General features: G+C 62.2%; 22 protein-coding genes. 10 read left to right on the top strand and 12 right to left on the bottom strand.

The annotated features are described in order from the left end of the window. Positions 1 to 207 precede the first annotated feature (207 nt). The 6 genes from msrQ to EA798_RS04315 form a co-directional block, all read right to left on the bottom strand. Complete coding sequence (gene msrQ, locus EA798_RS04340) at positions 208 to 828, bottom strand: protein-methionine-sulfoxide reductase heme-binding subunit MsrQ (RefSeq protein ID WP_122098158.1); 621 nt, start codon at positions 826 to 828, stop codon at positions 208 to 210. After that, entirely contained in the window at positions 828 to 1835 is a 1008-nt protein-coding gene (gene msrP, locus EA798_RS04335; protein ID WP_122098157.1) for a protein-methionine-sulfoxide reductase catalytic subunit MsrP, read from the bottom strand. The genes msrQ and msrP overlap by 1 nt, the downstream gene beginning before the upstream one ends. A 54-nt stretch (positions 1836 to 1889) precedes the next feature. Beyond that, on the bottom strand, positions 1890 to 2729 hold the full coding sequence (gene pssA, locus EA798_RS04330) for a CDP-diacylglycerol--serine O-phosphatidyltransferase (protein ID WP_106157774.1): 840 nt from the start codon (positions 2727 to 2729) through the stop codon (positions 1890 to 1892). 153 nt (positions 2730 to 2882) lie between these two features. Continuing rightward, positions 2883 to 3899, bottom strand: a complete 1017-nt coding sequence (gene ilvC / locus EA798_RS04325) for a ketol-acid reductoisomerase (protein WP_015275936.1) — start codon at positions 3897 to 3899, stop codon at positions 2883 to 2885. Between the two features lie 75 nt (positions 3900 to 3974). After that, a complete protein-coding gene (gene ilvN / locus EA798_RS04320) occupies positions 3975 to 4466 on the bottom strand; it encodes an acetolactate synthase small subunit (RefSeq protein ID WP_003279875.1) in 492 nt (163 codons plus the stop codon). Positions 4467 to 4468: 2 nt separating this feature from the next. Then, on the bottom strand, positions 4469 to 6193 hold the full coding sequence (locus tag EA798_RS04315) for an acetolactate synthase 3 large subunit (RefSeq protein ID WP_003279877.1): 1725 nt from the start codon (positions 6191 to 6193) through the stop codon (positions 4469 to 4471). 406 nt (positions 6194 to 6599) lie between these two features. On the opposite strand from EA798_RS04315, the gene EA798_RS04305 reads away from it, so the two are divergent. Further along, the gene (locus EA798_RS04305; protein WP_122098155.1) at positions 6600 to 7031 is read left to right on the top strand and encodes a DUF4124 domain-containing protein; all 432 of its coding nucleotides are present in this window, start codon (positions 6600 to 6602) and stop codon (positions 7029 to 7031) included. Positions 7032 to 7069: 38 nt separating this feature from the next. Here the strand turns inward: EA798_RS04305 and EA798_RS04300 are convergent, their stop codons facing one another. The 3 genes from EA798_RS04300 to mrcB all read right to left on the bottom strand — a co-directional run bounded on the left by EA798_RS04300 (position 7070) and on the right by mrcB (position 10478). Next, positions 7070 to 7390, bottom strand: a complete 321-nt coding sequence (locus EA798_RS04300; protein WP_122098154.1) for a YqcC family protein — start codon at positions 7388 to 7390, stop codon at positions 7070 to 7072. Beyond that, positions 7390 to 8100, bottom strand: coding sequence for a tetratricopeptide repeat protein (locus EA798_RS04295; RefSeq protein WP_122098181.1), 711 nt, complete (start codon positions 8098 to 8100; stop codon positions 7390 to 7392). Before EA798_RS04295 ends, EA798_RS04300 begins: the two co-directional genes overlap by 1 nt. 65 nt (positions 8101 to 8165) lie before the next feature. Further along, the gene (mrcB, locus tag EA798_RS04290) at positions 8166 to 10478 is read right to left on the bottom strand and encodes a penicillin-binding protein 1B (protein WP_106157770.1); all 2313 of its coding nucleotides are present in this window, start codon (positions 10476 to 10478) and stop codon (positions 8166 to 8168) included. Positions 10479 to 10638: 160 nt separating this feature from the next. Here mrcB and EA798_RS04285 point away from each other — a divergent pair, with 160 nt between their 5' ends. The 4 genes from EA798_RS04285 (at position 10639) to EA798_RS04270 (ending at position 14250) form a co-directional block, all read left to right on the top strand. Then, entirely contained in the window at positions 10639 to 12201 is a 1563-nt protein-coding gene (locus EA798_RS04285; RefSeq protein WP_122098180.1) for a bifunctional aminoglycoside phosphotransferase/ATP-binding protein, read from the top strand. A gap of 72 nt (positions 12202 to 12273) precedes the next feature. Next, positions 12274 to 13059 (top strand): class I SAM-dependent methyltransferase, encoded by a 786-nt coding sequence (locus EA798_RS04280; RefSeq protein WP_122098153.1) that lies wholly within the window; start codon positions 12274 to 12276, stop codon positions 13057 to 13059. Between the two features lie 18 nt (positions 13060 to 13077). Beyond that, on the top strand, positions 13078 to 13341 hold the full coding sequence (locus EA798_RS04275; protein WP_106157767.1) for a TfoX/Sxy family protein: 264 nt from the start codon (positions 13078 to 13080) through the stop codon (positions 13339 to 13341). Positions 13342 to 13452: 111 nt separating this feature from the next. Further along, positions 13453 to 14250, top strand: a complete 798-nt coding sequence (locus tag EA798_RS04270; protein ID WP_106157766.1) for a Crp/Fnr family transcriptional regulator — start codon at positions 13453 to 13455, stop codon at positions 14248 to 14250. A 206-nt stretch (positions 14251 to 14456) separates the two neighbouring features. On the opposite strand, the gene EA798_RS04265 is transcribed toward EA798_RS04270, so the two are convergent. The 3 genes from EA798_RS04265 to EA798_RS04255 are packed head-to-tail and all read right to left on the bottom strand — an operon-like array spanning position 14457 to position 17103. Next, positions 14457 to 15341, bottom strand: a complete 885-nt coding sequence (locus EA798_RS04265; protein WP_122098152.1) for a ChaN family lipoprotein — start codon at positions 15339 to 15341, stop codon at positions 14457 to 14459. Between the two features lie 11 nt (positions 15342 to 15352). After that, positions 15353 to 16072 (bottom strand): heme ABC transporter ATP-binding protein, encoded by a 720-nt coding sequence (locus EA798_RS04260; RefSeq protein WP_420849506.1) that lies wholly within the window; start codon positions 16070 to 16072, stop codon positions 15353 to 15355. Positions 16073 to 16119: 47 nt separating this feature from the next. Next, positions 16120 to 17103, bottom strand: a complete 984-nt coding sequence (locus EA798_RS04255; protein ID WP_167462890.1) for a FecCD family ABC transporter permease — start codon at positions 17101 to 17103, stop codon at positions 16120 to 16122. Between the two features lie 187 nt (positions 17104 to 17290). Between EA798_RS04255 and EA798_RS04250 the strand changes: the two genes are divergently transcribed. The 5 genes from EA798_RS04250 (at position 17291) to accC (ending at position 22018) form a co-directional block, all read left to right on the top strand. Further along, positions 17291 to 17626, top strand: coding sequence for a Rieske (2Fe-2S) protein (locus EA798_RS04250; protein ID WP_106157762.1), 336 nt, complete (start codon positions 17291 to 17293; stop codon positions 17624 to 17626). 31 nt (positions 17627 to 17657) lie between these two features. Further along, positions 17658 to 19460 (top strand): protein-disulfide reductase DsbD, encoded by a 1803-nt coding sequence (locus tag EA798_RS04245; RefSeq protein WP_122098149.1) that lies wholly within the window; start codon positions 17658 to 17660, stop codon positions 19458 to 19460. Between the two features lie 210 nt (positions 19461 to 19670). Then, a complete protein-coding gene (gene aroQ / locus EA798_RS04240; RefSeq protein ID WP_106157760.1) occupies positions 19671 to 20114 on the top strand; it encodes a type II 3-dehydroquinate dehydratase in 444 nt (147 codons plus the stop codon). A gap of 78 nt (positions 20115 to 20192) precedes the next feature. Beyond that, the gene (gene accB / locus EA798_RS04235) at positions 20193 to 20651 is read left to right on the top strand and encodes an acetyl-CoA carboxylase biotin carboxyl carrier protein (RefSeq protein ID WP_122098148.1); all 459 of its coding nucleotides are present in this window, start codon (positions 20193 to 20195) and stop codon (positions 20649 to 20651) included. Between the two features lie 17 nt (positions 20652 to 20668). Further along, positions 20669 to 22018: an acetyl-CoA carboxylase biotin carboxylase subunit gene (gene accC, locus EA798_RS04230; protein WP_015275919.1), complete on the top strand. Its 1350-nt coding sequence runs from the start codon at positions 20669 to 20671 to the stop codon at positions 22016 to 22018. Positions 22019 to 22043: the final 25 nt, after the last annotated feature.

Below are 22043 nucleotides of genomic sequence, written 5' to 3'. Positions count from 1 at the left end.
CCACCTCTTTCAACCGCTTCCGACCAACCTGACCGAAGCTACCAACAGAGCTCAACCACCACCCTGTCAGCCCGGCGCATTCTACTCGAATTCGCCATCCGTGCAACCCTTTTATTTAGCTAACCGTTTGATTTACAAGAGGTTTTGCTTAAGGACTGCGCCGGAAGTGGTGCGCATGATAGGAGCCTGAAAACTAACGTCAACCGGTTATTTCAGGTTTGTTCGGGCTTTAATTCTGCCTCGTACCGAAGCAAGAGTCATAGCCATCAGAGGAACGCGCAACAGCAGCAACACCGTCGCAATACCGGCATAGAGAAACCAGCGCGCCGAGTCCGACCTAACGACCCAAAGCATGTGCAACAGCACGATGATCACGATGGGGTAGATCAATCGATGCAACGCTTTCCAGCGCTTCCCGAGACGACGCATGCTCCACCGGGAAGAGGTCATGGCCAGGATTGCCAAACCGGAGAAGCCAAACGCTCCCACGAGAATATAAGGCCGCTCCACCAGCTCCCCACCTAGGCGCCATAATTCGCCCCCAAGCAGGAAATATAGATAGCTGGCTAGATGTAGGAACCCATAGGTAAAACACCAGAGGCCGAGCTGTCGGCGGACCGCGAGCCAGCCGCCCCACCCGGTCAGCCGCTGCAGGGGCGTCATCGAAAGCGTCAACAGCAACAGCACCAGCGCACCCTGCCCCAGGTTATCAACCAGTACTTTCCCCGGATCCGGCCCGAGTGCGAACTGCCAGGCCAGATACAGCCAGTACAACGGGACGCTTAAGGTCAACGCGAAGACGACCAACCGCCACCAGCGGTAGCGCATCAGTAATCCTTACCCAGATCCATCGAGCCGTATAAGCCTGCGACCTGCTCGGCATAGCCGTTAAACAGCAACGTGTCTTGAACATTTGTGTTGAAGAGACTCCCTGGCAGCCGGCGCTCGCGGGCTTGTGACCAGCGGGGATGGGACACCTTGGGATTGACGTTCGCATAGAAGCCGTACTCCTCCGGCGCCATCGATTGCCAGGTGGTCGCCGGCTGGTCACGTACGAAACTGATGCGCACAATCGACTTGATGCTCTTGAATCCGTATTTCCAAGGAACCACCAGCCGCAACGGCGCACCGTTCTGGTTAGGCAGCGTGCGGCCATACATGCCGACAGCCAATAACGTCAGCGGGTGCATGGCCTCATCCATTCGCAACCCTTCGACATAGGGCCAGTCGATCAGCGCAAACCCTGAGCGAGTTCCGCGCATTTCCTCGGGTCGGTATGCCGTCTCGAAACGAATGAACTTGGCGGCTGAATGCGGCTGGACTCTTTTCACTAGGTCCGCCAGAGGAAAGCCCAACCAAGGAATGACCATCGACCAGGCTTCCACACAACGCAGTCGATAAATGCGCTCTTCCAGCCGAGCCTCCGAACACAGATCTTCGAGCGAGTAACGCCCGGGCCGCTCAACATCACCATCAACCAGCACAGTCCAAGGCTCAACCTTTAGCGCTGAAGCATGGCGCGCCGGATCGCCCTTGTTCGGGCCGAACTCGTAGAAGTTGTTGTACGACGTGGCATCCGCATATGGCGTGACAGGTTCGCCGTCCGGTACGACAGCTTGCCAGCGGGCGCTAGCAAGTTTGTCAGCGAACCAGGTCGGAGCAGGCTCTGCGGTAACGCCGGGATAGCGCTCGGAAGCAATTGCCAGAGAAGGCAGACCGACAACAGCACCGGAGAGTATGGCGCCACGAAGCAGCTGACGGCGACTCAGATAAGCCGCCTCGGGCGTTACGTCAGACTCGCGGCATTCGCCGGAGGCGGGAATCCTGATGAGCATGGAGAAGCTCCGCGTATTGATCCTCTGGAGCAATACGCGCAGCCGGAGCCAAAATCAACCCTCGACGCGTTTGCGCCGACGCAGCTGCATCAGGTATTGCACAGGGCCGGAAGCCGCATACGCAAGGAATATCAGCAGGAGAATGCGCGGCGGGTCACTGAACACGACGGCAAACACAAGCACGACCACAAGAATGGCAACGAACGGAACGCGCCCTTTCAGATCGAGATCCTTGAAGCTGTGGTATTTGATGTTGCTCACCATGAGCAGACCCGCGGCAGCAACCATCAGCGCAAACAACATGACCAGCACCAGCGGCAGATCGACGCCACGGATACCTACCTCATCCAAGGCCCAGACAGCCCAGACCCAACCGGCGACGACCCCTGCCGCAGCCGGGCTTGCGAGGCCGATGAACCAGCGTTTGTCCACCTTGCCGATCTGCGTATTGAAACGGGCAAGCCGCAGCGCTGCACAGGCGACATAGATGAAGGCAACCGTGAGACCGACATTGCCCAACTCGGACAATGCCCACTCATAAGCCAACACCGCCGGCGCCAACCCGAACGCCACCATGTCCGAGAGCGAGTCGTACTCGGCACCGAAGGCGCTTTGCGTATTGGTCAGGCGAGCCACCCGCCCATCCAGGCTATCGAGCACCATGGCAACGAAGACCGTCGCTGCTGCTACATAAAAGTTGCCGTTGATAGCCGTGATGATCGAAAAGAACCCTGCGAACAGGTTGGCAGTGGTGAAGAGGTTCGGCAGCAGATAAATGCCACGGTGGCGCACCTTGCGACCGTCGGGCTCCTGGATCTCCTCGACATGCTCGTCGATCGGCAGAATGCTCTCTGGCTCGACTGGCTTGTTCGGCTCTTCGGGTTGTCCACTCATGCGCATTCACCTTCTACAACAGGTACGGATAGATTTCGACCAGGCCGATGGACCTGCGGTTCAGCCTGGCCAAACCCGCGATTTATACCAGAAGCCGGGCAGGCAGAACGAAAAAACGCGGCCGAAGCCGCGTTTTCGTGAGCAGGAGAACGATCAGTTCTTGCTCTTGTCGACGATCTTGTTGGCTGCGATCCAAGGCATCATGGCACGCAGCTTCTCGCCGACCACTTCGATACCGTGCGCCGCGTTGTTGCGACGGTAGGCAGTCATGGACGGATAGTTGGCAGCGCCTTCGGTGATGAACATCTTGGCGTACTCACCATCCTGAATGCGCTTCAGGGCATTACGCATGGCGGCGCGGGACTCGGCGTTGATGACTTCAGGGCCGGTCACGTATTCACCGTACTCGGCGTTGTTGGAGATCGAGTAGTTCATGTTGGCGATGCCGCCTTCGAACATCAGGTCGACGATCAGCTTCAGCTCGTGCAGGCACTCGAAGTAGGCCATTTCCGGCGCGTAGCCAGCTTCGACCAGGGTTTCAAAGCCAGCCTTGACCAGCTCAACGCAACCGCCACACAGAACAGCCTGCTCACCGAACAGGTCGGTTTCGGTTTCGTCCTTGAAGGTGGTTTCGATGATGCCGGTACGGCCACCGCCGACGCCGCAAGCGTAGGAAAGAGCAACGTTACGGGCATTGCCGGAAGCGTCCTGATAGATCGCGATCAGGTCGGGGATGCCGCCGCCTTTGACGAACTCGGAGCGCACGGTGTGACCCGGAGCCTTGGGGGCGATCATGATGACGTCCAGATCACCGCGCGGCACAACCTGGTTGTAGTGGATCGAGAAGCCATGGGCGAAGGCCAGAGTCGCACCCTGCTTCAGGTTCGGCTCGATCTCGTCCTTGTACAGACGCCCCTGGAACTCGTCAGGAGTCAGGATCATCACCAGATCGGCGGCGGCAACAGCGGCCGGCACATCACTGACTTTCAGGCCATGGGCCTCGGCCTTGGCGATCGACGACGAACCCGGACGCAGACCAACGGTTACGTCGACGCCGGAATCTTTCAGGTTGCATGCATGTGCATGACCCTGTGAGCCGTAACCGATGATGGCGACCTTCTTGCCCTGAATGATGGAGAGGTCGCAGTCTTTATCGTAAGAAACCTTCATGAATTACCCCTGTTGCCGGCCTCGTGGCCATCGATAAAACGGTGCTGACTGGAATGGCGACGTGCCCTACAGCCGTTAGATACTCAGTACTTTGTCACCGCGGGAGATCCCGGTGACACCGCTGCGCACCACTTCCAGGATCGAAGCGGTGCCCACGGCCTGAATGAAGCTGTCCAGCTTGTCACTGGTTCCGGCGAGCTGAATCGTATAGACGCTGGTAGTCACGTCGACAATCTGCCCACGGAAGATATCGGTGGTGCGCTTGACCTCGGCACGCTGGGCGCCGGTGGCCTTGACCTTGATAAGCATCAGTTCACGTTCGATGTGAGCGCTCTCCGACAGGTCTACCAGCTTGACGACCTCCACCAGCTTGTTGAGGTTCTTGGTGATCTGCTCGATCACCTCTTCATGCCCTACCGTGGTCAACGTCAGACGCGACAGGGTCGGGTCCTCGGTCGGCGCCACAGTGAGGCTTTCGATGTTGTAGTTGCGTTGCGAAAACAGGCCGACCACACGAGACAGCGCACCCGGTTCGTTTTCCATCAGCAGGGAGATGATGTGTCTCATGATCAGGTCCGCTCCGTCTTGCTCAGCCACATGTCGCGCATTGCACCGTCTTTGATCTGCATCGGATAGACGTGCTCGGCGGTATCGACAGCGATATCCAGGAAGACCAGACGATCCTTCATGGCAAACGCCTCTTCCATCATCGGCTTGAGGTCCTTGAGGTCGGTAATGCGCATTCCGACGTGACCATAGGCCTCGGCCAGCTTGACGAAGTCCGGCAGCGACTCCATGTAGGAGTGCGAGTAGCGGCTGTTGTACACCATGTCCTGCCACTGGCGAACCATGCCCAGCGCACCGTTGTTGAGGTTGATGATCTTCACCGGCAGGTCGTACTGCAGGCAGGTCGACAACTCCTGGATGTTCATCTGGATGCTGCCCTCACCCGTCACCACCGCGACGTCGGCTTCGGGGAAGTTCAGCTTCACTCCCATGGCTGCCGGCAGGCCGAAGCCCATGGTGCCGAGGCCGCCCGAGTTGAGCCAGCGGTTGGGCTTGTCGAACTTGTAGTACTGGCAGGCGAACATCTGATGCTGACCAACGTCCGAGGCGACATAGGCCTCGCCCTTGGTCACCTCGCAGAGCACCTCGATGGCGGCCTGCGGTTTGATGATCGAACCATCGCCCTCGTTGTAGGGGAACAGCCGGCCATTACCGCGCCACTCGTCGATCTGCTTCCACCAGCTGGCCACGGTCTCGGCATTAGGCGCCTGACCGATCTCCTTGACGATAGCGACCATCTCGGTGAGCACGCTGTCGACAGGACCGACGATCGGGATGTCCGCCTTGATGGTCTTGGAGATGGACGCCGGGTCGATATCGATATGGATGATCTTGGCGTTCGGGCAGAACTTGCTCGCACCATTGATCACGCGGTCATCGAAGCGGGCACCAACCGCCAGGATCACGTCGGAGTGATGCATCGCCAGGTTGGCGGTGTAACTGCCGTGCATGCCGAGCATGCCGACGAACTGGCGGTCGCTGCCGGGAAAGCACCCCAGGCCCATCAGGGTGTTGGTTACCGGCAGATTGAGCATCTTCGCCAGCTCGGTCAGCTGCGCCGAGGCCTTGCCCAGAATCACGCCGCCACCGGCGTAGATGATCGGCCGCTTGGCGCCCAGCAGCAGTTCCGCCGCCTTGCGAATCTGGCCCGAATGCCCACGCACGGCCGGGCTGTACGAACGCAGCTTGGCCTTCTTCGGATAGACGTATTCGAATTTTTCGGCCGGGTTGGTCATGTCCTTCGGAATGTCGATGACAACCGGCCCAGGGCGGCCAGACTCGGCGAGATAGAATGCCTTCTTCATCACTTCGGGGATTTCCGAAGGATGCTTGATCATGAAGCTGTGCTTCACGATGGGTCGGGAGATACCGATCATGTCGGTTTCCTGGAAGGCGTCGGTGCCTACCATGGTGCTCGGCACCTGACCGGAGATGACCACCATCGGGATCGAGTCCATGAAGGCAGTGGCGATACCGGTGATGGCATTTGTCGCGCCAGGGCCAGACGTCACCAACACCACCCCGGCCTTGCCAGTCGCGCGCGCATAGCCATCGGCCATGTGTGTAGCGGCCTGCTCGTGACGAACCAGGATGTGTTCGATGGCCTTTTCCTTGAAAAGCGCATCGTAAATATGCAGAACGGCACCGCCCGGGTACCCGTAGATGTACTTAACGCCTTCGTCACGCAGGGAGCGGACGACCATTTCAGCGCCGGATAAGAGTTCCACGTTGTTCACCTCTGAAACGCCAGATAGCGATTCCAAGTCGGAGCCGCCAGAAATAGGTTTACTGCCAGCAGGGCATGAGCGACGGTGGTCGCCGACTACGTCAGCCACTGACTGAGCCAGTATTGGAAGAGACCCTGGTGTCGCGGGCTCTCCACCCAGCGCGAGGTAACGCGTTGCGGGTGATGCAGGTCGGCGCGGGTAGCACCTCATGTCTGTCTAGACTGAGCCGGTATCGCTTGCGGCGAGGCGACTCAGGACAGCAAGCTTCGAATTGTTCGGATTCGGCACCAGCAAGTCAAGCTTGCCGTTGTGTTTGAGCAACTTGAGCTGTGACAGGGTGCAGAAGCGGCGAGCCGGCTTTTGGGTATAGTGACCACCGGTTTCCGATTTCAACGAAGGTAACAGCATGCGATTCAGGTTTCTTGCGGGCGGCTTGCTACTGGCGCTTTGCGGCAACGTCATGGCCGCCCAGGTCTACAAATGGGTAGACGCTCAAGGGATTACGCATTTCGGTGCACAACCGCCTCAGGGCCAGCAGGTGGAAACCGTCAATACTGTAACGGCGCCAGCGAAATCGGCGGCAACACCGCAACCTCCAGCACAGGAGGAGGCTGATGCTGACCAGAGCAGCATCGACCGCAAGGTGAAGCAGCAGGTCGCCGCGCAGGAGGCCGAACGCAAGCGCTACTGCGAAAGCATGCGCACCAACCTGGCACAGCTGCAGAACAACCCACGCGTGCGCGTCGAGGACAACGGTGAAACCCGGCGGCTAACCGAGGAAGAGCGGCAATCGCGCATCAACGAGACCCGCGACAAGATCGCCGAAAACTGCAACTGAGCAGACGCACGGCCAGCGGCGTGATATCCCGCCGCTGCCTAGGGTGACTCGATCAGCGCATCGAAGTCGCGCAACGCGTCAAGCAGACCTAGCACCCTCGCCTCCCGGTAAACCACCTCAGCCATCGCGCAGATTCCAGAGGCAGCGGGCAGAGGCAGATCGGCTTCGACGATGGCTTTCATCCGCGGCAGGAATATCCATTGCAGCCACTGTTCGAACCGCAGCGTATCCACGCAGAACGGCTCGACACTGGCCAGCGCATCCGGAGTCGGAGGCTCGATACCCCAGAGCCCCAGCACCCGCAGCTCACGCTCGATCAACAGCAGTTGCTGCGCGACCGCAGGCAGGCGCCGATCCATCACAGGCTGACCTTGGCGCGCTCACGCGCCTGCGCGGCACCCGCGCTATCCCCCTGACGCTCCCGCGCTTGCGCGATCAGCTCCCAGAGGCTCGCTTGCAAGGCTGGACGCCCACTTGCATAGCTCAGGGCGCGACGCGACAACTGTTCGGCCTGAGTGGCGTCTCCCTGGGCCAGTCGAACCTGGGCGAGACGATAAAGCACCTGCGGTTCACGTGGTGCAATCCGCTGCGCGCGTTCGAGGCTGGAGGCCGCGCCGTTCAGATCACCGCCGCCCTGCTGTTGCTGAGCCGTCGTAAGCAGCGCGAGCACTGGGCCGTCGAGCTGCTCGTCGGCAGCCAGACCGCTCCCGGCACGAGGAATGCCGCTGGGCATGCTCGGCTGCGGGGTGCTGGCCGGCGCCGAGATCGACGGCGCCGGCTGCCAGGCGGGCTGATTCGCACCCGTCGCCCCACCTGAACCGGCAAACGGCACATCGGGCGCAGCGAAGGTCTCAAGCGGTGCGGAACTGCCTTGCGGCACCATCACGACCACTCCCGAGTCCTCCTGCTGCTGCCTCGGTGCTGCAGTCGTCGGAGCTGGCGGCGCACGATAGCCCTGGCGGGCAGCCACCTCTTCGGATACCGGAGCGCCCGAATCCACTACGGGGATCGAACGACGATCGACCGTGGCGCAGCCCTGGATCAGCACCACCGCCGTAACAACAGCCATCCACTGCTTGTTCACCAATTCAGACCTCTCCACAAGAAAAACACGAGATGCAATCAGGCCGGCAATTACTGCAGCCAGCCACGCACCCAATCCATGACTGATTCGGCCGGCGCCTGGATGCCACAGCCAGGCCCGGGAGCCGGTTCGCTGCCGCGAATATAGGGCATCTGCACGGCATCAGGGCAGCGCTCGTCCGTACCCAGGCCGCTGCGTGCATCGACCCAGGCGTACGTCACGTTGTCCGGCACCGGCATCTGCAGAGGCAGCGGATCGGCCCGACGCATGAAGTCGGTCCAGACCTGCAGTGCGCCGGTCGCGCCGGTCAGCGACGTCTTGCCGTTGTCATCACGGCCCAGCCAGACCACCGCCAGCAGATCCTGGCTGAAACCAGCGAACCAGCTGTCACGCGAGTCATTGGTGGTTCCGGTCTTGCCGGCAAGATTGAGTGACCGCGGCAGGCGGTTGTAGGCGGATCGTCCGGTGCCCTCGCTCATCGCGCGCTGCATGGCGTACTGGGTCAGGTAGATCGCGCCCGGATCGAAGCGCTGCTGAATCTGGAACGGATAACGCTTGAGAGGCTCGCCATCGGCTGTCAGTACACTGCGAATGCCGCGCAGCGGCGTGTTGAAACCGCCGTTGGCCAGGGTCTGGTACATGTCGGCCACTTCGATCGGCCGCAAACCGCCCGCGCCGAGCAGCATCGACGGGTAAGCTGGCCACTTCGGCGAGGCGCCCAGCCGTTCCAGCGTCTTCAACACGTTCGGCACGCCCAGATCGAGCCCGAGCCGCGCCGTGGAAAGGTTGTAGGAGTTGGCCAGCGCCTGATACAGGTAGACCGTTCCATAGGCCTGACGCCCGTAGTTCTGCGGCTTCCAGACCTGCCCGTCGGCGCCCTTGACCGAGAACGGCTCATCTTCGAGCAGGCTCGTCAGCGTGTACTGGCTAGGCTTTTCCAGGGCGGCGAGATAAATAGCCGGCTTGATCAGCGAGCCGATCGGGCGCGACGCGTCCAGTGCCCGATTGAATCCTGCGAACCCCGGCTGGCGGCTGCCCAGCATGGCCTGAATCTCGCCGGTCTCGGGATTGGTCACGATCATCGCGCCTTCGACACCTTCGGTGCTCTTGCCAAGCCGCTTGAGCGTTTCGCTCATGGCCTGTTCGGCTTTGAGCTGAAGGATAGGATCGAAACTGGTGAAGACGCGCAGGCCCTCCTCGGTGAGGTCCTCGTCCCGATAATCCTCGCGCAACTGGCGCTTTACCAGGTCGAGAAAGGCCGGGTAGGAGCTGTCCGCCATACTACCGCGCTGGGTCACCCCCAACGGCGCCTGCTTGGCCTTGGCCGCCTCCTCGGGACTGACCACCTGTTGCTCGGCCAGCAAGTCGAGAACCAGATTGCGTCGTTCCAGCGCTCTTTCCGGGTTGCGGCGCGGATTGTAGTAGGTCGGTCCTTTGACCATGCCTACCAGAAGTGCCACTTGCGGCAGTTTCAATTCCGCCAGCGGCTGGCCGAAGAAGTACTGGCTCGCCAGGCCAAAGCCATGCACGGCGCGACGGCCATCCTGACCAAGGAAAACCTCGTTCAGATAGGCCTCGAGAATCTCCTGCTTGTCGTAGTGCAGCTCCAGCAGCACCGCCATCATCGCCTCGGTGGCCTTGCGATTGAGGCTGCGCTCGTTGGTCAGGTAGAAGTTCTTCACCAGCTGCTGGGTCAGCGTACTGCCGCCCTGGCGAACCTGGCCAGCAGTCAGGTTGACCCAGACGGCACGCGCGATGGACTTGGGCGATACACCGAAGTGATTGAAGAACTCCCGGTCCTCCACGGCGACCAGCGTCTCCACAAGGTAGGGCGGCACCTGATCCAGCTTGATCAGAATGCGGTCCTCGTTGTGCGCCGGATACAGCCCGCCAATCAGCACCGGCTCCAGGCGCGCGACCGGCAGCGTGCCGCCATTGCCAGCACTGAGGCCGGCGACGAAATCGCCGGAAAAGCGCACCCGCAGTCGTTGCGACTGCTCGGCACCCTCATAGAACTGGAAGCCACGGGTATGCAACTCGATGTCGTTGCCGGCGACCGATGCGCCGCCAGGACCACTCACGGCGCGCTCGCGGCGGTAGCCCAGCGCATCCAGCTCGGCGAGAAAGTCGTTCTTGTCCAGCTTCTGCCCGACGAACAGCTCCAGCGGCCGGGCATAGACCTTGGCGGGAATCGTCCAGCGCTTGCCGGAGAATTTCTCCTGCACCACGGCATCGAGATAAATAGCGAAACCAGCCAGGATCACCAGGCCGACAATGGACAGTTTTACCGCCCAGCCCAACCAGGGGCGAGCGCCAGCGGAGCGGCGTCTGGAGCGTGTACGGGGGGAGCGAGGTTTAGTCATGGCGGCGCATTATACGCACTTTGCTGCAGCGGACCGACGGCCTCTCAGCGGTTTGCAGCGCAACGCACAGCGGCCATAATGCCGGCGACTTTTCGACTGTGTGGACTGCTTCGCAGTGGACTCGCACGCCCCCGCTCAAGAACTTCAACAAGGAATGACCGTGAGCCAAGCACTGATCGCCGCCCTGCAGAATCCTGCCCTGTACCCGCACCCCACCGAGGGTTTTCGGGTCATCGAGACCCATATCTCCTGGGTAATCCTCACCGGCACATACGCCTACAAGATCAAGAAGCCGGTGGACTTCGGCTTCCTCAACTTTACCGATGTCGCCTCGCGCAAGCATTTCTGCGAGGAGGAGCTGAGGCTCAATCAGCGCATGGCGCCGGATCTGTATTTGGAGGTCCTGCCCATAAGCGGATCACCAGACGCACCCGAACTCAACGGCACAGGCGAGCCCTTCGAATACGTGCTGAAGATGCGTGAATTCCCGCAGACCCAACTGCTTGCCGAGCTGCAGGCGCGCGGGGAGCTCACGGACGCGCACATCGATGCCCTGGCCGAACAGATTGCCCGCTTTCACCAGAGCACCCCGCAGGTACCTGCCGGCCATGCCCTGAGCAACGCCGACGCAGTCGTTGCGCCGATGCGGCAGAACTTCGAGCAGATTCGCCCATTGCTCAGCGAGGCGGCGGACCTGCGCCAGCTGGACGCGCTCGAGGACTGGACCGAAACCAGCATCCAGCGCCTGCGCCCGTTGCTCGAGCAACGCTGCCAGCAAGGATCTATCCGTGAGTGTCACGGCGACCTCCACCTGGGCAACGCCACGCTGATCGATGGCAATGTCGTCCTGTTCGACTGCATCGAATTCAACGAGCCGTTCCGCCTGATCGATGTCGCCTCGGACGCTGCGTTTCTCGCCATGGACCTGGAGGATCGCGGCCTGAAATGCCAGGCGCGCCGCTTCCTCAACGGCTGGCTGGAACACACCGGCGATTACGCAGCATTGGCACTGCTGAATCTGTACAAGGCCTATCGCGCGCTGGTTCGCGCCAAGGTGAGCCTGTTCCGTCTGTATCAGGAGCAGGACGCAGTTCAGCGCAAGGTGATCGTGCGTCAGTACCGCAGCTATGCGAACCTGGCCGAGAGCTACAGCGCCATACCCTCGCGTTTTCTTGCCATCACCCATGGTGTTTCAGCCGTGGGCAAAAGCCACGTTGCACTGCGCCTGGTCGAGGCTCTGGGTGCGATACGCCTGCGCTCGGATGTCGAACGCAAGCGGCTGCACGGGAAGCAACCCCAAGAACAGCAGGGCCAGCTCGATACCGGCATCTATACCCAGCAGGCCAGCGATGCGACCTATCGGCATCTGCACCAGCTCGCGACCACCGCGCTGCAGGCAGGCTTCTCCGTAGTGATCGACGCCGCGTACCTGAAACGGCAGCAACGCCAGGACGCCTGGCAGGCGGCGGAAACCACCGGAGTGCCGTTCCTCATCCTCGACTGCCAGGCACCCGATGCGGTGATCGCCCAGTGGCTGGCGCAGCGTCAGGCCGAAGGGCTTGACCCATCCGATGCGACGATGGAGGTGGTGCACGCGCAGCAAGCCAGCCGTGAAGCCCTGAGCGAAAGCGAGCGCCTGCACAGCCGCCGGGTGGATACACAGGATGCTGGCAGCCTCGACGAGCTGGTGGCGAGCATCCGTCAACACCTGCCCGGCCTCTGACCGCCAGGCACCGCCGCCGGCAGAGCGCGGCGGTGCTTCTATACTCCGGTATCCCAATCGCGGATGACCGATATGCCTGCCAGCGAAACACGTTCCTCCGGGGCGGCCAGCGAAAGCGTTCAGCTCTTCTCCAGCCGTTCCGATGACTACGCGCGCTTCCGTCCAACCTACCCCGAGGCGCTCTTCGCCTGGCTAGCAGACCAGTGCGCGACGACCGATACCGCCCTGGATCTCGCAGCTGGCAACGGGCAAGCCAGCTTTCCGCTGACACGCTACTTCCGCCATGTCCTGGCGTGCGACGCCAGTGCCGAACAGTTGAACGCAGCGAATGACTGGCCGGACGTGCAACGCTTCGTTGCCGATGCCGGGCACCTGCCCGTGCAGAGTGGAAGGCTCGATCTGCTGGTGGTCGCCCAGGCATTGCACTGGTTCGCCACACCGGACTTTTTCGCCCAGGTGCGGCTCGCGCTGAAGCCGCACGGCCTGTTTTGCGCGTGGTGCTACAGCCTGCTGGAGGTGACCCCCGCGGTCGACGCCCTCATCCAGAAGCTCTATGGCGAGACCCTCGCGGGTTACTGGCCCGCGGGCCGGGCCAGCGTAGATGCTGGCTATCGCGATATCCAGGCGCCTTTCGCACCTATCGAATGCCCGGCGTTTTCCCTTGAGGCTGATTGGGAATTCGCCGAGCTGGTTGGCTATCTGCGCACCTGGTCGGCGGTCAAGCAATGGCAGAAGCGGCACGGGCAGGATCCGGTTGCCGAGATCGAAGCCGCGCTGTCCTCGACCTGGGGTCCAGCTGATCGGCGGCGACCCGTGCGCTGGCCGCTACACTTGCTGACAGGCTTCCCCAACCGCTAGCACCGCAAGGATGCCGCCATGCACGACGAACTGCTTTCGCTCCGCAATCTGGGCAAGACCTCGGTGCAGTGGTTGCACGCATCGGGCATCCATACTGCAGCCGACCTGCGAAGACTCGGCGCGGTAAGCTCCTATCGCGCGGTGAAGTCGCGCGGCTTCGGTGCCTCCAAGGTGTTGCTGTATGCCATCGAAGGCGCATTGCGCGACGTGCCCTGGCAACAATTGCCCGCGCCGCTGAAGGAACAACTCAATCGAAGTCTATGCGACGGAGGCGACAACTAGAGCTGGCTCACATCCTCCGCTCGGCGAGATTTACTCGATCACGTCACAAGCCCTATTGTGCGCCGACGTGACCCTGCCAATCGCCTGCCCGTTCGTTCAAGGATTACCGATATGTATTTACTCGGGGAGCAACCGGCGTACGCCGATCGCCTGATCAACCGTCTGCAAACAATCCCCTCACAGCTGCTGGAAGGTTTGCAGCCATCGGGCCCGAACCTTGAGCTCAAGCACACCGATGACCTCTGCGCCGAGCTGCCGGCACAGCAACTCTTCGTCATCGAAACGGGCCTGCTGCACGCCCTGATCGACGGCAAGGCGCTTTTCTATCTTCAAGAGGGCGATCTGGTTGGCTTGCGCCAATCCGGCGACCTGCCCGAGTGCCGCTATTGTAGTGACGAGCCGATCAGCCTGATTCCCTATTCGCGCAGTGCCGCGTTTCAGCATATCCATGCCGATGCTCACCGTCAGGAGCTGTTCATCCAGTACCTGATCGGCCATACCGCATTGCTAGGTGACGCGCTGGCGCGGCTCAAGCAACCGGAAATCCGGCCATCCACCGGGTTCAAGCATTTTGCCGTGGGGGAAGAACTGATTCGCCAGGGCGACGAGGCGGACAACGTGTTCATCATCATCGAGGGCCACGCCGAGGCGATCGTCGACGGGCAGAAGGTCGGCGACGTCCAGAAGGACGAAATCTTCGGCGCCATGGCGGTCTTCACCCGCGAGCGGCGTAGCGCAACGGTGGTGGCCAGCGAGCCTTGCACGGTGATGGTCATTCCGAAGGAGCAGTTCCTCGGTCTGACGCAAAGCAATCCGCGCATCGCTCACAGCCTCATCGAGAGCATGGCGCGGCGCATCGACCTGCTGAACAAGGAGGTCACCCACCTTCGTGTCAACGTTGCCGTCTGAATGCCGGCAGCAGCGCCGCACAATTTTCTTACGAAAGCCTGTTGACACAGAAATGAGAATTGTTATTATTATCGCAACTGATCGCGAGGTCAGCCGATAGCTGAAGGCTCAGGCAGTCGATCCTTCAGGTTATCTCCTCATCAGGCTAATCACGGTTTTGACCCGGCTCTGCCGGGTCTTTTTTTGCCTGCATAAAAGCGAGCCATTCAATTGCGCGGTTGGCGCAGCTGTTCGCAATGATCCTGCTCCGGTTGCGCCGGTGTATACCAGACGTAATCGGCCTGAGCGGCGGACACCGTCTCGCCCACTTCGGCAAGCATCAGCACACCAACCGGCTCCCCAGCCAGATCCTCGATATGCAGCGGCACGCCCAAATCACGCCGCACATGGAACGCGCCCGCGAGCAGCATTGCGGGTTTGGGTGCTGCAATCATCCGCTCGGCCATGCGTCGATCACGCTGCTGCTGCACCGCCAGCATCGCTGGCAACTGCGTCGCGGGCAGCATTCCACAATGGGAGACTTCGATCTGCGCCAGCAAGGCATCCCGCACCGCAGCGGTAGCGGACGCGCGCCCAGCCAGTGCCGGCGCAGCACGGTAGATCGACATGATCTCCTCACGGCCCAGGTTGGCATGCAACAGCGGATAAGGCTGGACAAGCGCATAACGGACCAGCGGCCCGTACAGATTCCAGTCCCACCCCTTCTGCCAGCCAAGCGCCTTTGTCAGATCGTCGTCCGCACGACCCTCCGCCAAATCCCCGCGCACCATATCGACTCGTGCCTGCTGCCCGGGCTCGAGCATCTCCAGCAACAGGCTGCCTTGCGGACGCGCCTGCGCAAGCGCCTGCAACAGCCAGAGCTGCAGGGCGTGATGATCCGGATTGTCGTGGCGCTCGCCGATCAGTAGACCTTCGTGTGTCTGCAGTCTCGCCACGAGCTGGGCGGGCGTTACTGCTATGCCGCGACGGAGATCGACGATCACGCCAAGGTCGGGATGATCGCGGCCCTCGGGGCTTTGCCATTCGGGCAGTGGCGGCAATGCCTGGCAACCCGCAAGCAATCCCAATATCAGCAACAGAGCAATGCGCACGACGAGCCTCCTCAACGGGCGATGATCAGCGGATGACCGCGTTCGGGATGGCGCTGCACCAGCACGTCCAGGCCGAACACCGCCTCCAGCGGTTTGGCACGCAACACTTCGTCGACCACGCCCTCCGCATGAGGACGGCCGTCCTTGAGCAGCAGAATCCGATCACAGTAGCGCGCCGCCAGGTTCAGGTCATGCAGAATGACCATAGCCGCCCCCCCCTGCGCAGCGAAGCCTCTGACCGTCTGGAGAATGCTGTGTTGATGAGCCGGGTCGAGCATCGAGGTGGGCTCGTCGAGCAACAACACGCGCCCCGGCCCGCCCGGCCACAGTTGCGCCAGCACTCGGGCAAGATGGACCCGCTGGCGCTCACCGCCCGATAATTTGAGGTAGCTGCGTGCGGCCAGATGCTGTGCGTCCGCCGCAGCAAGCGCCGCTTCGACAATGGCAGTATCGGCCCGACGTCCGGTGCGGTGAGGCAGACGCCCCATGGCCACCACGTCCGCGACGCGGAAGGCGAAATTGAGCGTCGAGCTCTGCGGCAACACCGCCAGACAGCGCGCGCGCTCCAGGTCCGGCCAGTCAGCGAGTGCCCGCCCCTGCAGCACGACATGACCCGCGGATGGCACGAGCTCACCGGACAGCGCCGCGAGCAACGTACTCTTGCCAGCACCATTCGGCCCGAGCACACCGAACACCTGCCCTGGCCGCAGCTGCAGCGATACTCCCTGCAAGGCGGTGATCGCGCCACGCCGTATCGTAAGATCATTGCCAGCCAGCATCAGACGCGCTCACGCAGCAGTAGATAAAGGAAGAACGGCGCACCGAGCAGTGCCGTGACGATGCCGATCGGCAGCTCGGCAGGCGCAATCACCAGTCGAGCGGCGACATCGGCAAGCAGTAGCAGGCTGGCGCCGGCAAGCGCCGATGCCGGCAACAGCAGCCGATGATCGGGCCCGACCAGCAGGCGCATCAGATGCGGCACGACCAACCCGACAAAGCCAATCAAACCGGCCGCCGCGACCGCTGCACCGACTCCCAGCGCGGTGCAGACGACCAGCTCGCGCTTGATGCGCTCGACATCGAAGCCCAGATGGCGCGCTTCCGACTCACCCAGCAGCAGCGCATTCAACGCCTTGGCCCGCTGCGGCAGCCAGAACGCCACAGCGATCGTGATCAGCAGCAGCGGCCATAACCGCGCGTAGCTGGCGCCATTGAGGCTGCCCAGGTTCCAGAAGGTCAGCGAGCGCAACGTCCGGTCGTCGGCCAGATACGTGAACAGTCCGACCACCGCACCCGCGAGGGCCGTGAGTGCGATACCGGAAAGCAACATGGTGGCGACATGAGTCTGGCCATCGCGCCGCCCCAGGCGATAGACCAGCAGCGTAACGCCGAGCCCGCCGATGAAGGCGAACGCCGACAACAGGTAGGGCTCCCAGATCAGCGGCAATCCCGGGACGAATGTGGCTCCGACGATCGCAACTGCGGCCCCCAGAGCTGCGCCGCTGGACACCCCGACCAGCCCCGGATCGGCCAGCGGATTGCGAAACAGGCCCTGCATCGCCACCCCACAAAGGGCGAGCACCGCGCCGGCGGCACAACCCAGCAGCGTCCGCGGCAGGCGAATCTGCGCAAGGACCAGCTCCGCCTGCTCCAGCCCGGCCCTTTCGATTGGCGCGCCAAGCAGCCTGAACGCAGCCGCCAGACTATCACCCAGCGCCAGATTCAGCGGCCCCAGGGCCAGCGATAGCCAGATTGCGATCAATAGCAACAGAGCGAGTACGACAAACAGCAAGCGCGCAGGAACCAGACTACCCATCGGAGTGCTTCGCCAAGCGGTATGAGCGGCGAAGGATAAGAGCGTGCTGCGAGCGCCGCCAGCCCGAAGAAGGCGATCCGGCTGCACATGACAGCTAGCTGGGCGATAATCGCCGCCTCAGGGGGAGGACATGATGATCCGATTGTGCGCGACATCCGAACTGCTCGAAGGACAGAGTCGCGGCTTCACTGTCGGCGACCTGAAGGTGATCGCGGTTCGCAGGGATGGCCAGCCGTACCTGTACGAGAATCGCTGCCCCCACCGCGGCGTGCCCCTGGAATGGCAACCACACCAATTTCTCGACGACAGTGGCAGCCTGCTGCAATGCGCGACCCATGGCGCACTGTTTCTCATCGAATCCGGCGAGTGCGTGGCCGGGCCCTGTGCCGGACAGGCGCTACGCCAGCTGGATGTCGCCGAACAGGCGGGGAGCATCTGGTTGCAAACTGATCGGCAGAGCGACAGTTGAACGCGGGCGCCGAGACCCGCGCTTGGTTATCATGCCGCCACAGCTTTACCGTGAGATCGCCATGCTTCGCCTGCTGAGTCTGCTGCTCCTGCTCTTTGTGTTACCCGCCAACGCCGGCCTGTTCGACAGCAAGCCCAGCGCAACCCTCGGCGGCGCACTGAACAACAGTGGCGACTTCCTGCCGGTGCGCGAAGCCTTCCGGCTGAGCCTGATCGAAGCAACCCCTGAACGGGTCACGCTGCGCTTCGTCGCCGCGGACGGTTACTACCTCTACCGGCACCGCTTTGCCTTCCAGACCAGCGAACCGAACGTCACGCTTGGCGAGGCGAAGCTGCCCGATGGCGTGCCCAAGGTCGACGACTATTTCGGCGAGATCGAAGCCTATTACGGCATCGTCGATATCGACGTACCAGTCACCAACCCGGACAACCGCCCTTTCGTTCTGCAGGTGTCCTATCAGGGTTGCGCCGACAAGGGGCTGTGCTACCCGCCGGAAACCGAGTCGCTGCCGATTGGCGACGGGGCCGCATCAGCGACCACTGGCGCCGGCAGCCAGACCAGCCAGCGTGACCTTTCCTGGAAGTCGATCGCCCTGTTCTTTCTCGCCGGGCTGGGACTGACCTTCACGCCCTGCGTCCTGCCAATGCTGCCCATTCTCACCGGCGTCGTGCTGCGTGATCAGCCGGGTGGCATGCGCAGCTTCCTGCTCTCGCTGGCCTACGTACTGCCCATGGCCGGCGGCTTCGCCCTGCTTGGCGCGCTGATGGGGGTGTTCGGGGCAGAGCTGAACCTGCAAGCGCGCCTGCAATCGCCCTGGGTTCTGGTCCCGTTTGCGCTGTTCTTCGTCGCGTTTGCTCTGGCGATGTTCGGCCTGTTCGAGCTGCGCCTGCCGCAGGCACTCGCCAGCCGGCTCGACCGTCTCGCCGGCAATGCACGGGGGGGCTCGTTCACCGGCGCCGCCTTGCTTGGCGCGGTATCGAGCCTGCTGGTATCGCCCTGCGTCTCAGCGCCACTGGCCGGCGCACTGCTGTATATCAGCGCCAGTGGCGACGCGCTGGGCGGAGGCCTGAAGCTGTTCGCCCTGGGGCTGGGGATGGGCGCGCCACTGGTGCTGTTCGCCACCGGCGGCGGTGCCCTGCTGCCCAAGAGCGGCCCCTGGATGATCAGCGTGCGCAACGTATTCGGCGTGCTCCTGTTAGCAGTCGCCGTCTGGATGCTCGAACGCGTACTGCCTGGCCCGCTGGCGCTAGCTTTGTGGGGTCTGCTGGCCGCCGGCAGCGCGGTCTTTCTCGGCACGCTTGAGCTCACCAGCAAGACACCACGGCAAAAGCTCGCCCAACTCGCCGGCCTGGTACTGCTGGTCTATGCGCTGGCGGCCTGGATCGGCGCATTGCAGGGTGGCTCGGACCCGCTTCGCCCGCTACCGCATGCCATTGGCGGGGCAGCGCCAAGCAGCGCGGCCAGCGAAGGCTGGCACACGATCTCCACGCCGGCGGAGCTCGACGCACAATTGGCCGCGGCCCGCACTGCCGGCCAACCACTGATGCTGGACTGGTATGCCGACTGGTGCATCAGCTGCAAGGTGATCGAACGCGAAGTCTTCGCCAATGCCAAGGTAGCGCCGCGCCTGGCCGACTATCGTCTAATCCGCTTCGATATCACCGAAAGCAACGCAGCCCAACGCAGCTTGCTGGACCGTTACAAGCTGTTCGGCCCCCCCGCCATCCTGTTCTTCGATCGCAGCGGTAACGAGATGGCCGATGTCCGCGTAGTCGGCGAAATAGACGCCTCCGGCTTCGCCGAGCGGCTGGATCGGGCCGCCGCAGGACTCTAGTCAGCAGACGAAGCTGCCCCGCCTCGCCCGCGGCAAGCCAAGCGCTCATTTCCGGATGGAATGATTGCGGCAATCTTCAGACATAATGCGGGCATTTCCCTCGATTGAGACATGACTGGACAGTCAGCCCTCGCTTGGGGCATAGTTTTTCCCCTTCGCGACCCAGCCGCCATTGGCCGGCCAGCGCATCCAGAAAAACAAGGAACATCAATGGCCACGCTTCTGGTCCTCCACGGGCCGAATCTGAATCTGCTCGGCACCCGCGAACCAGGCGTCTACGGCGCAGTGACGCTGGCGCAGATCAACCAGAATCTCGAACAGCTTGCCCGTGATCGCGGACACCACCTGCTGCATCTGCAATCCAACGCCGAGTACGAGCTGATCGAGCGCATCCACGCCGCTCGCAGTGAAGGTGTCGACTTCATCCTGATCAATCCCGCGGCATTCACGCATACCAGCGTCGCATTACGTGACGCGTTGCTGGCCGTGAGCATCCCATTCATCGAAGTGCATCTGTCCAACGTGCACAAGCGTGAACCTTTCCGCCATCACTCCTACTTTTCCGATATCGCGGTGGGTGTGATCTGCGGCCTTGGCGCCAGCGGCTACCGGCTGGCCTTGGAGGCCGCCCTGGAACAACTCGCTGCTTCCTGAGGGACCCGCACGCACGGCGTCGTGTCTTGAAGAAGCGAGCAGCAATGCCCTTTGAACTTACCTCGGAGTCAATGCTTCATGGATATTCGCAAAGTCAAAAAGCTGATCGAACTGCTGGAAGAGTCCGGTATCGACGAACTGGAAATCCACGAGGGTGAAGAGTCGGTACGCATCAGCCGCCACAGCAAGCAGGTCGCGATGCAGCAGCCCATCTACGCCCAGGCTCCGGCCGCACCAGCTCCCGTTCCGGTAGCGGCTGCCGCCCCGGCCGCTGACGCTGCTCCGGCTGCGCCCAAGCTGAACGGCAACGTGGTCCGCTCGCCGATGGTCGGCACCTTCTACCGGGCATCCTCGCCGGAATCCAAGGCATTCGTCGAAGTCGGTCAGAGCGTGAAGAAGGGCGACATCCTCTGCATCGTCGAAGCCATGAAGATGATGAACCATATCGAGGCCGAGATCAGCGGCACCATCGAATCCATCCTGGTGGAGAATGGTCAGCCGGTCGAATACGACCAGCCGCTGTTCACCATCGTTTGAACCGCGGAGAGCCAGCGATGTTGGAAAAAGTACTGATCGCCAACCGCGGCGAGATCGCCCTTCGAGTTCTGCGCGCATGCAAGGAACTGGGCATCAAGACCGTGGCGGTGCACTCCACTGCCGACCGTGACCTGATGCACGTGTCGCTGGCCGACGAGTCCGTCTGCATCGGCCCGGCCGCCTCTGCCAAGTCCTACCTGAGCATCCCGGCGCTGATCGCCGCTGCCGAAGTCACCGGCGCCGACGGCATCCATCCCGGCTACGGCTTCCTCGCCGAGAACGCCGACTTCGCCGAACAGGTGGAGAAGTCCGGGTTTACCTTCATCGGCCCAACCGCCGACGTCATTCGCCTGATGGGCGACAAGGTATCGGCCAAGGACGCAATGAAGCAGGCCGGCGTGCCGACCGTTCCGGGTTCTGACGGCCCACTGCCGGAAGACGAAAAGGAAGCGCTGCGCATCGCCCGTGAAGTGGGCTACCCGGTGATCATCAAGGCCGCCGGTGGCGGCGGTGGTCGCGGCATGCGCGTGGTGCACAAGGAAGAGGATCTGATCGCCTCGGCCAAGCTGACCCGCAACGAAGCCGGCGCAGCCTTCGGCAACCCGATGGTCTACCTCGAGAAATTCCTCACCAACCCACGCCACGTGGAAATCCAGGTGCTGGCCGACGGCCAGGGCAACGCCATCCACCTTGGCGACCGCGACTGCTCGCTGCAGCGCCGTCACCAGAAGGTGATCGAGGAAGCCCCAGCCCCGCTGATCGATGAAGAAGCCCGCCGCAAGGTCCAGGCCCGCTGCGTCAAGGCGTGCATCGACATCGGCTACCGCGGCGCCGGCACGTTCGAGTTTCTCTATGAAGACGGCAACTTCTACTTCATCGAGATGAACACGCGCGTTCAGGTCGAACATCCGGTTACCGAGATGGTCACCGGCATCGACATCGTCAAGGAGATGCTGCTGATCGGTGGCGGCCAGAAGCTGTCGATCAAGCAGGAAGATGTGGTCATCCGCGGCCATGCCGTGGAGTGCCGCATCAATGCCGAAGATCCGCGCACCTTCATGCCCAGCCCGGGCAAGGTGAAGCACTTCCACGCGCCAGGCGGCAACGGTGTGCGCGTCGACTCGCACCTGTACGACGGCTACTCGGTTCCACCGCACTACGACTCGCTGATCGGCAAGCTGATCACCTTCGGTGCCAACCGTGACGAAGCCATGGGCCGCATGCGCAACGCACTGGACGAGCTGATCGTCGACGGCATCAAGACCAACGCCCCGCTGCACCGCGATCTGGTGCGCGATCCCGGCTTCTGCAAGGGCGGCGTGAACATCCATTACCTGGAGAAGAAACTGGGTATGGACAAGCACTGAGCCCCGCTCGGCGCTGTACTACAGA

Origin of the sequence: Pseudomonas songnenensis (genome assembly GCF_003696315.1) — a bacterium.
Lineage (GTDB): Bacteria > Pseudomonadota > Gammaproteobacteria > Pseudomonadales > Pseudomonadaceae > Stutzerimonas > Stutzerimonas songnenensis.
Note: the sequence above shows the minus strand (reverse complement) of the source record. Positions and strands in the feature narration are given on the sequence as shown.

What these genes read in the sequence shown, in the direction of transcription:
- msrQ (WP_122098158.1), bottom strand. Translation starts at nt 828, where the DNA reads ATGCGCTACCGCTGGTGGCGGTTGGTCGTCTTCGCGTTGACCTTAAGC.
- msrP (WP_122098157.1), bottom strand. Translation starts at nt 1,835, where the DNA reads ATGCTCATCAGGATTCCCGCCTCCGGCGAATGCCGCGAGTCTGACGTA.
- pssA (WP_106157774.1), bottom strand. Translation starts at nt 2,729, where the DNA reads ATGAGTGGACAACCCGAAGAGCCGAACAAGCCAGTCGAGCCAGAGAGC.
- ilvC (WP_015275936.1), bottom strand. Translation starts at nt 3,899, where the DNA reads ATGAAGGTTTCTTACGATAAAGACTGCGACCTCTCCATCATTCAGGGC.
- ilvN (WP_003279875.1), bottom strand. Translation starts at nt 4,466, where the DNA reads ATGAGACACATCATCTCCCTGCTGATGGAAAACGAACCGGGTGCGCTG.
- EA798_RS04305 (WP_122098155.1), top strand. Translation starts at nt 6,600, where the DNA reads ATGCGATTCAGGTTTCTTGCGGGCGGCTTGCTACTGGCGCTTTGCGGC.
- EA798_RS04300 (WP_122098154.1), bottom strand. Translation starts at nt 7,390, where the DNA reads ATGGATCGGCGCCTGCCTGCGGTCGCGCAGCAACTGCTGTTGATCGAG.
- EA798_RS04295 (WP_122098181.1), bottom strand. Translation starts at nt 8,100, where the DNA reads ATGGCTGTTGTTACGGCGGTGGTGCTGATCCAGGGCTGCGCCACGGTC.
- mrcB (WP_106157770.1), bottom strand. Translation starts at nt 10,478, where the DNA reads ATGACTAAACCTCGCTCCCCCCGTACACGCTCCAGACGCCGCTCCGCT.
- EA798_RS04280 (WP_122098153.1), top strand. Translation starts at nt 12,274, where the DNA reads ATGCCTGCCAGCGAAACACGTTCCTCCGGGGCGGCCAGCGAAAGCGTT.
- EA798_RS04275 (WP_106157767.1), top strand. Translation starts at nt 13,078, where the DNA reads ATGCACGACGAACTGCTTTCGCTCCGCAATCTGGGCAAGACCTCGGTG.
- EA798_RS04270 (WP_106157766.1), top strand. Translation starts at nt 13,453, where the DNA reads ATGTATTTACTCGGGGAGCAACCGGCGTACGCCGATCGCCTGATCAAC.
- EA798_RS04250 (WP_106157762.1), top strand. Translation starts at nt 17,291, where the DNA reads ATGATCCGATTGTGCGCGACATCCGAACTGCTCGAAGGACAGAGTCGC.
- EA798_RS04245 (WP_122098149.1), top strand. Translation starts at nt 17,658, where the DNA reads ATGCCGCCACAGCTTTACCGTGAGATCGCCATGCTTCGCCTGCTGAGT.
- aroQ (WP_106157760.1), top strand. Translation starts at nt 19,671, where the DNA reads ATGGCCACGCTTCTGGTCCTCCACGGGCCGAATCTGAATCTGCTCGGC.
- accB (WP_122098148.1), top strand. Translation starts at nt 20,193, where the DNA reads ATGGATATTCGCAAAGTCAAAAAGCTGATCGAACTGCTGGAAGAGTCC.
- accC (WP_015275919.1), top strand. Translation starts at nt 20,669, where the DNA reads ATGTTGGAAAAAGTACTGATCGCCAACCGCGGCGAGATCGCCCTTCGA.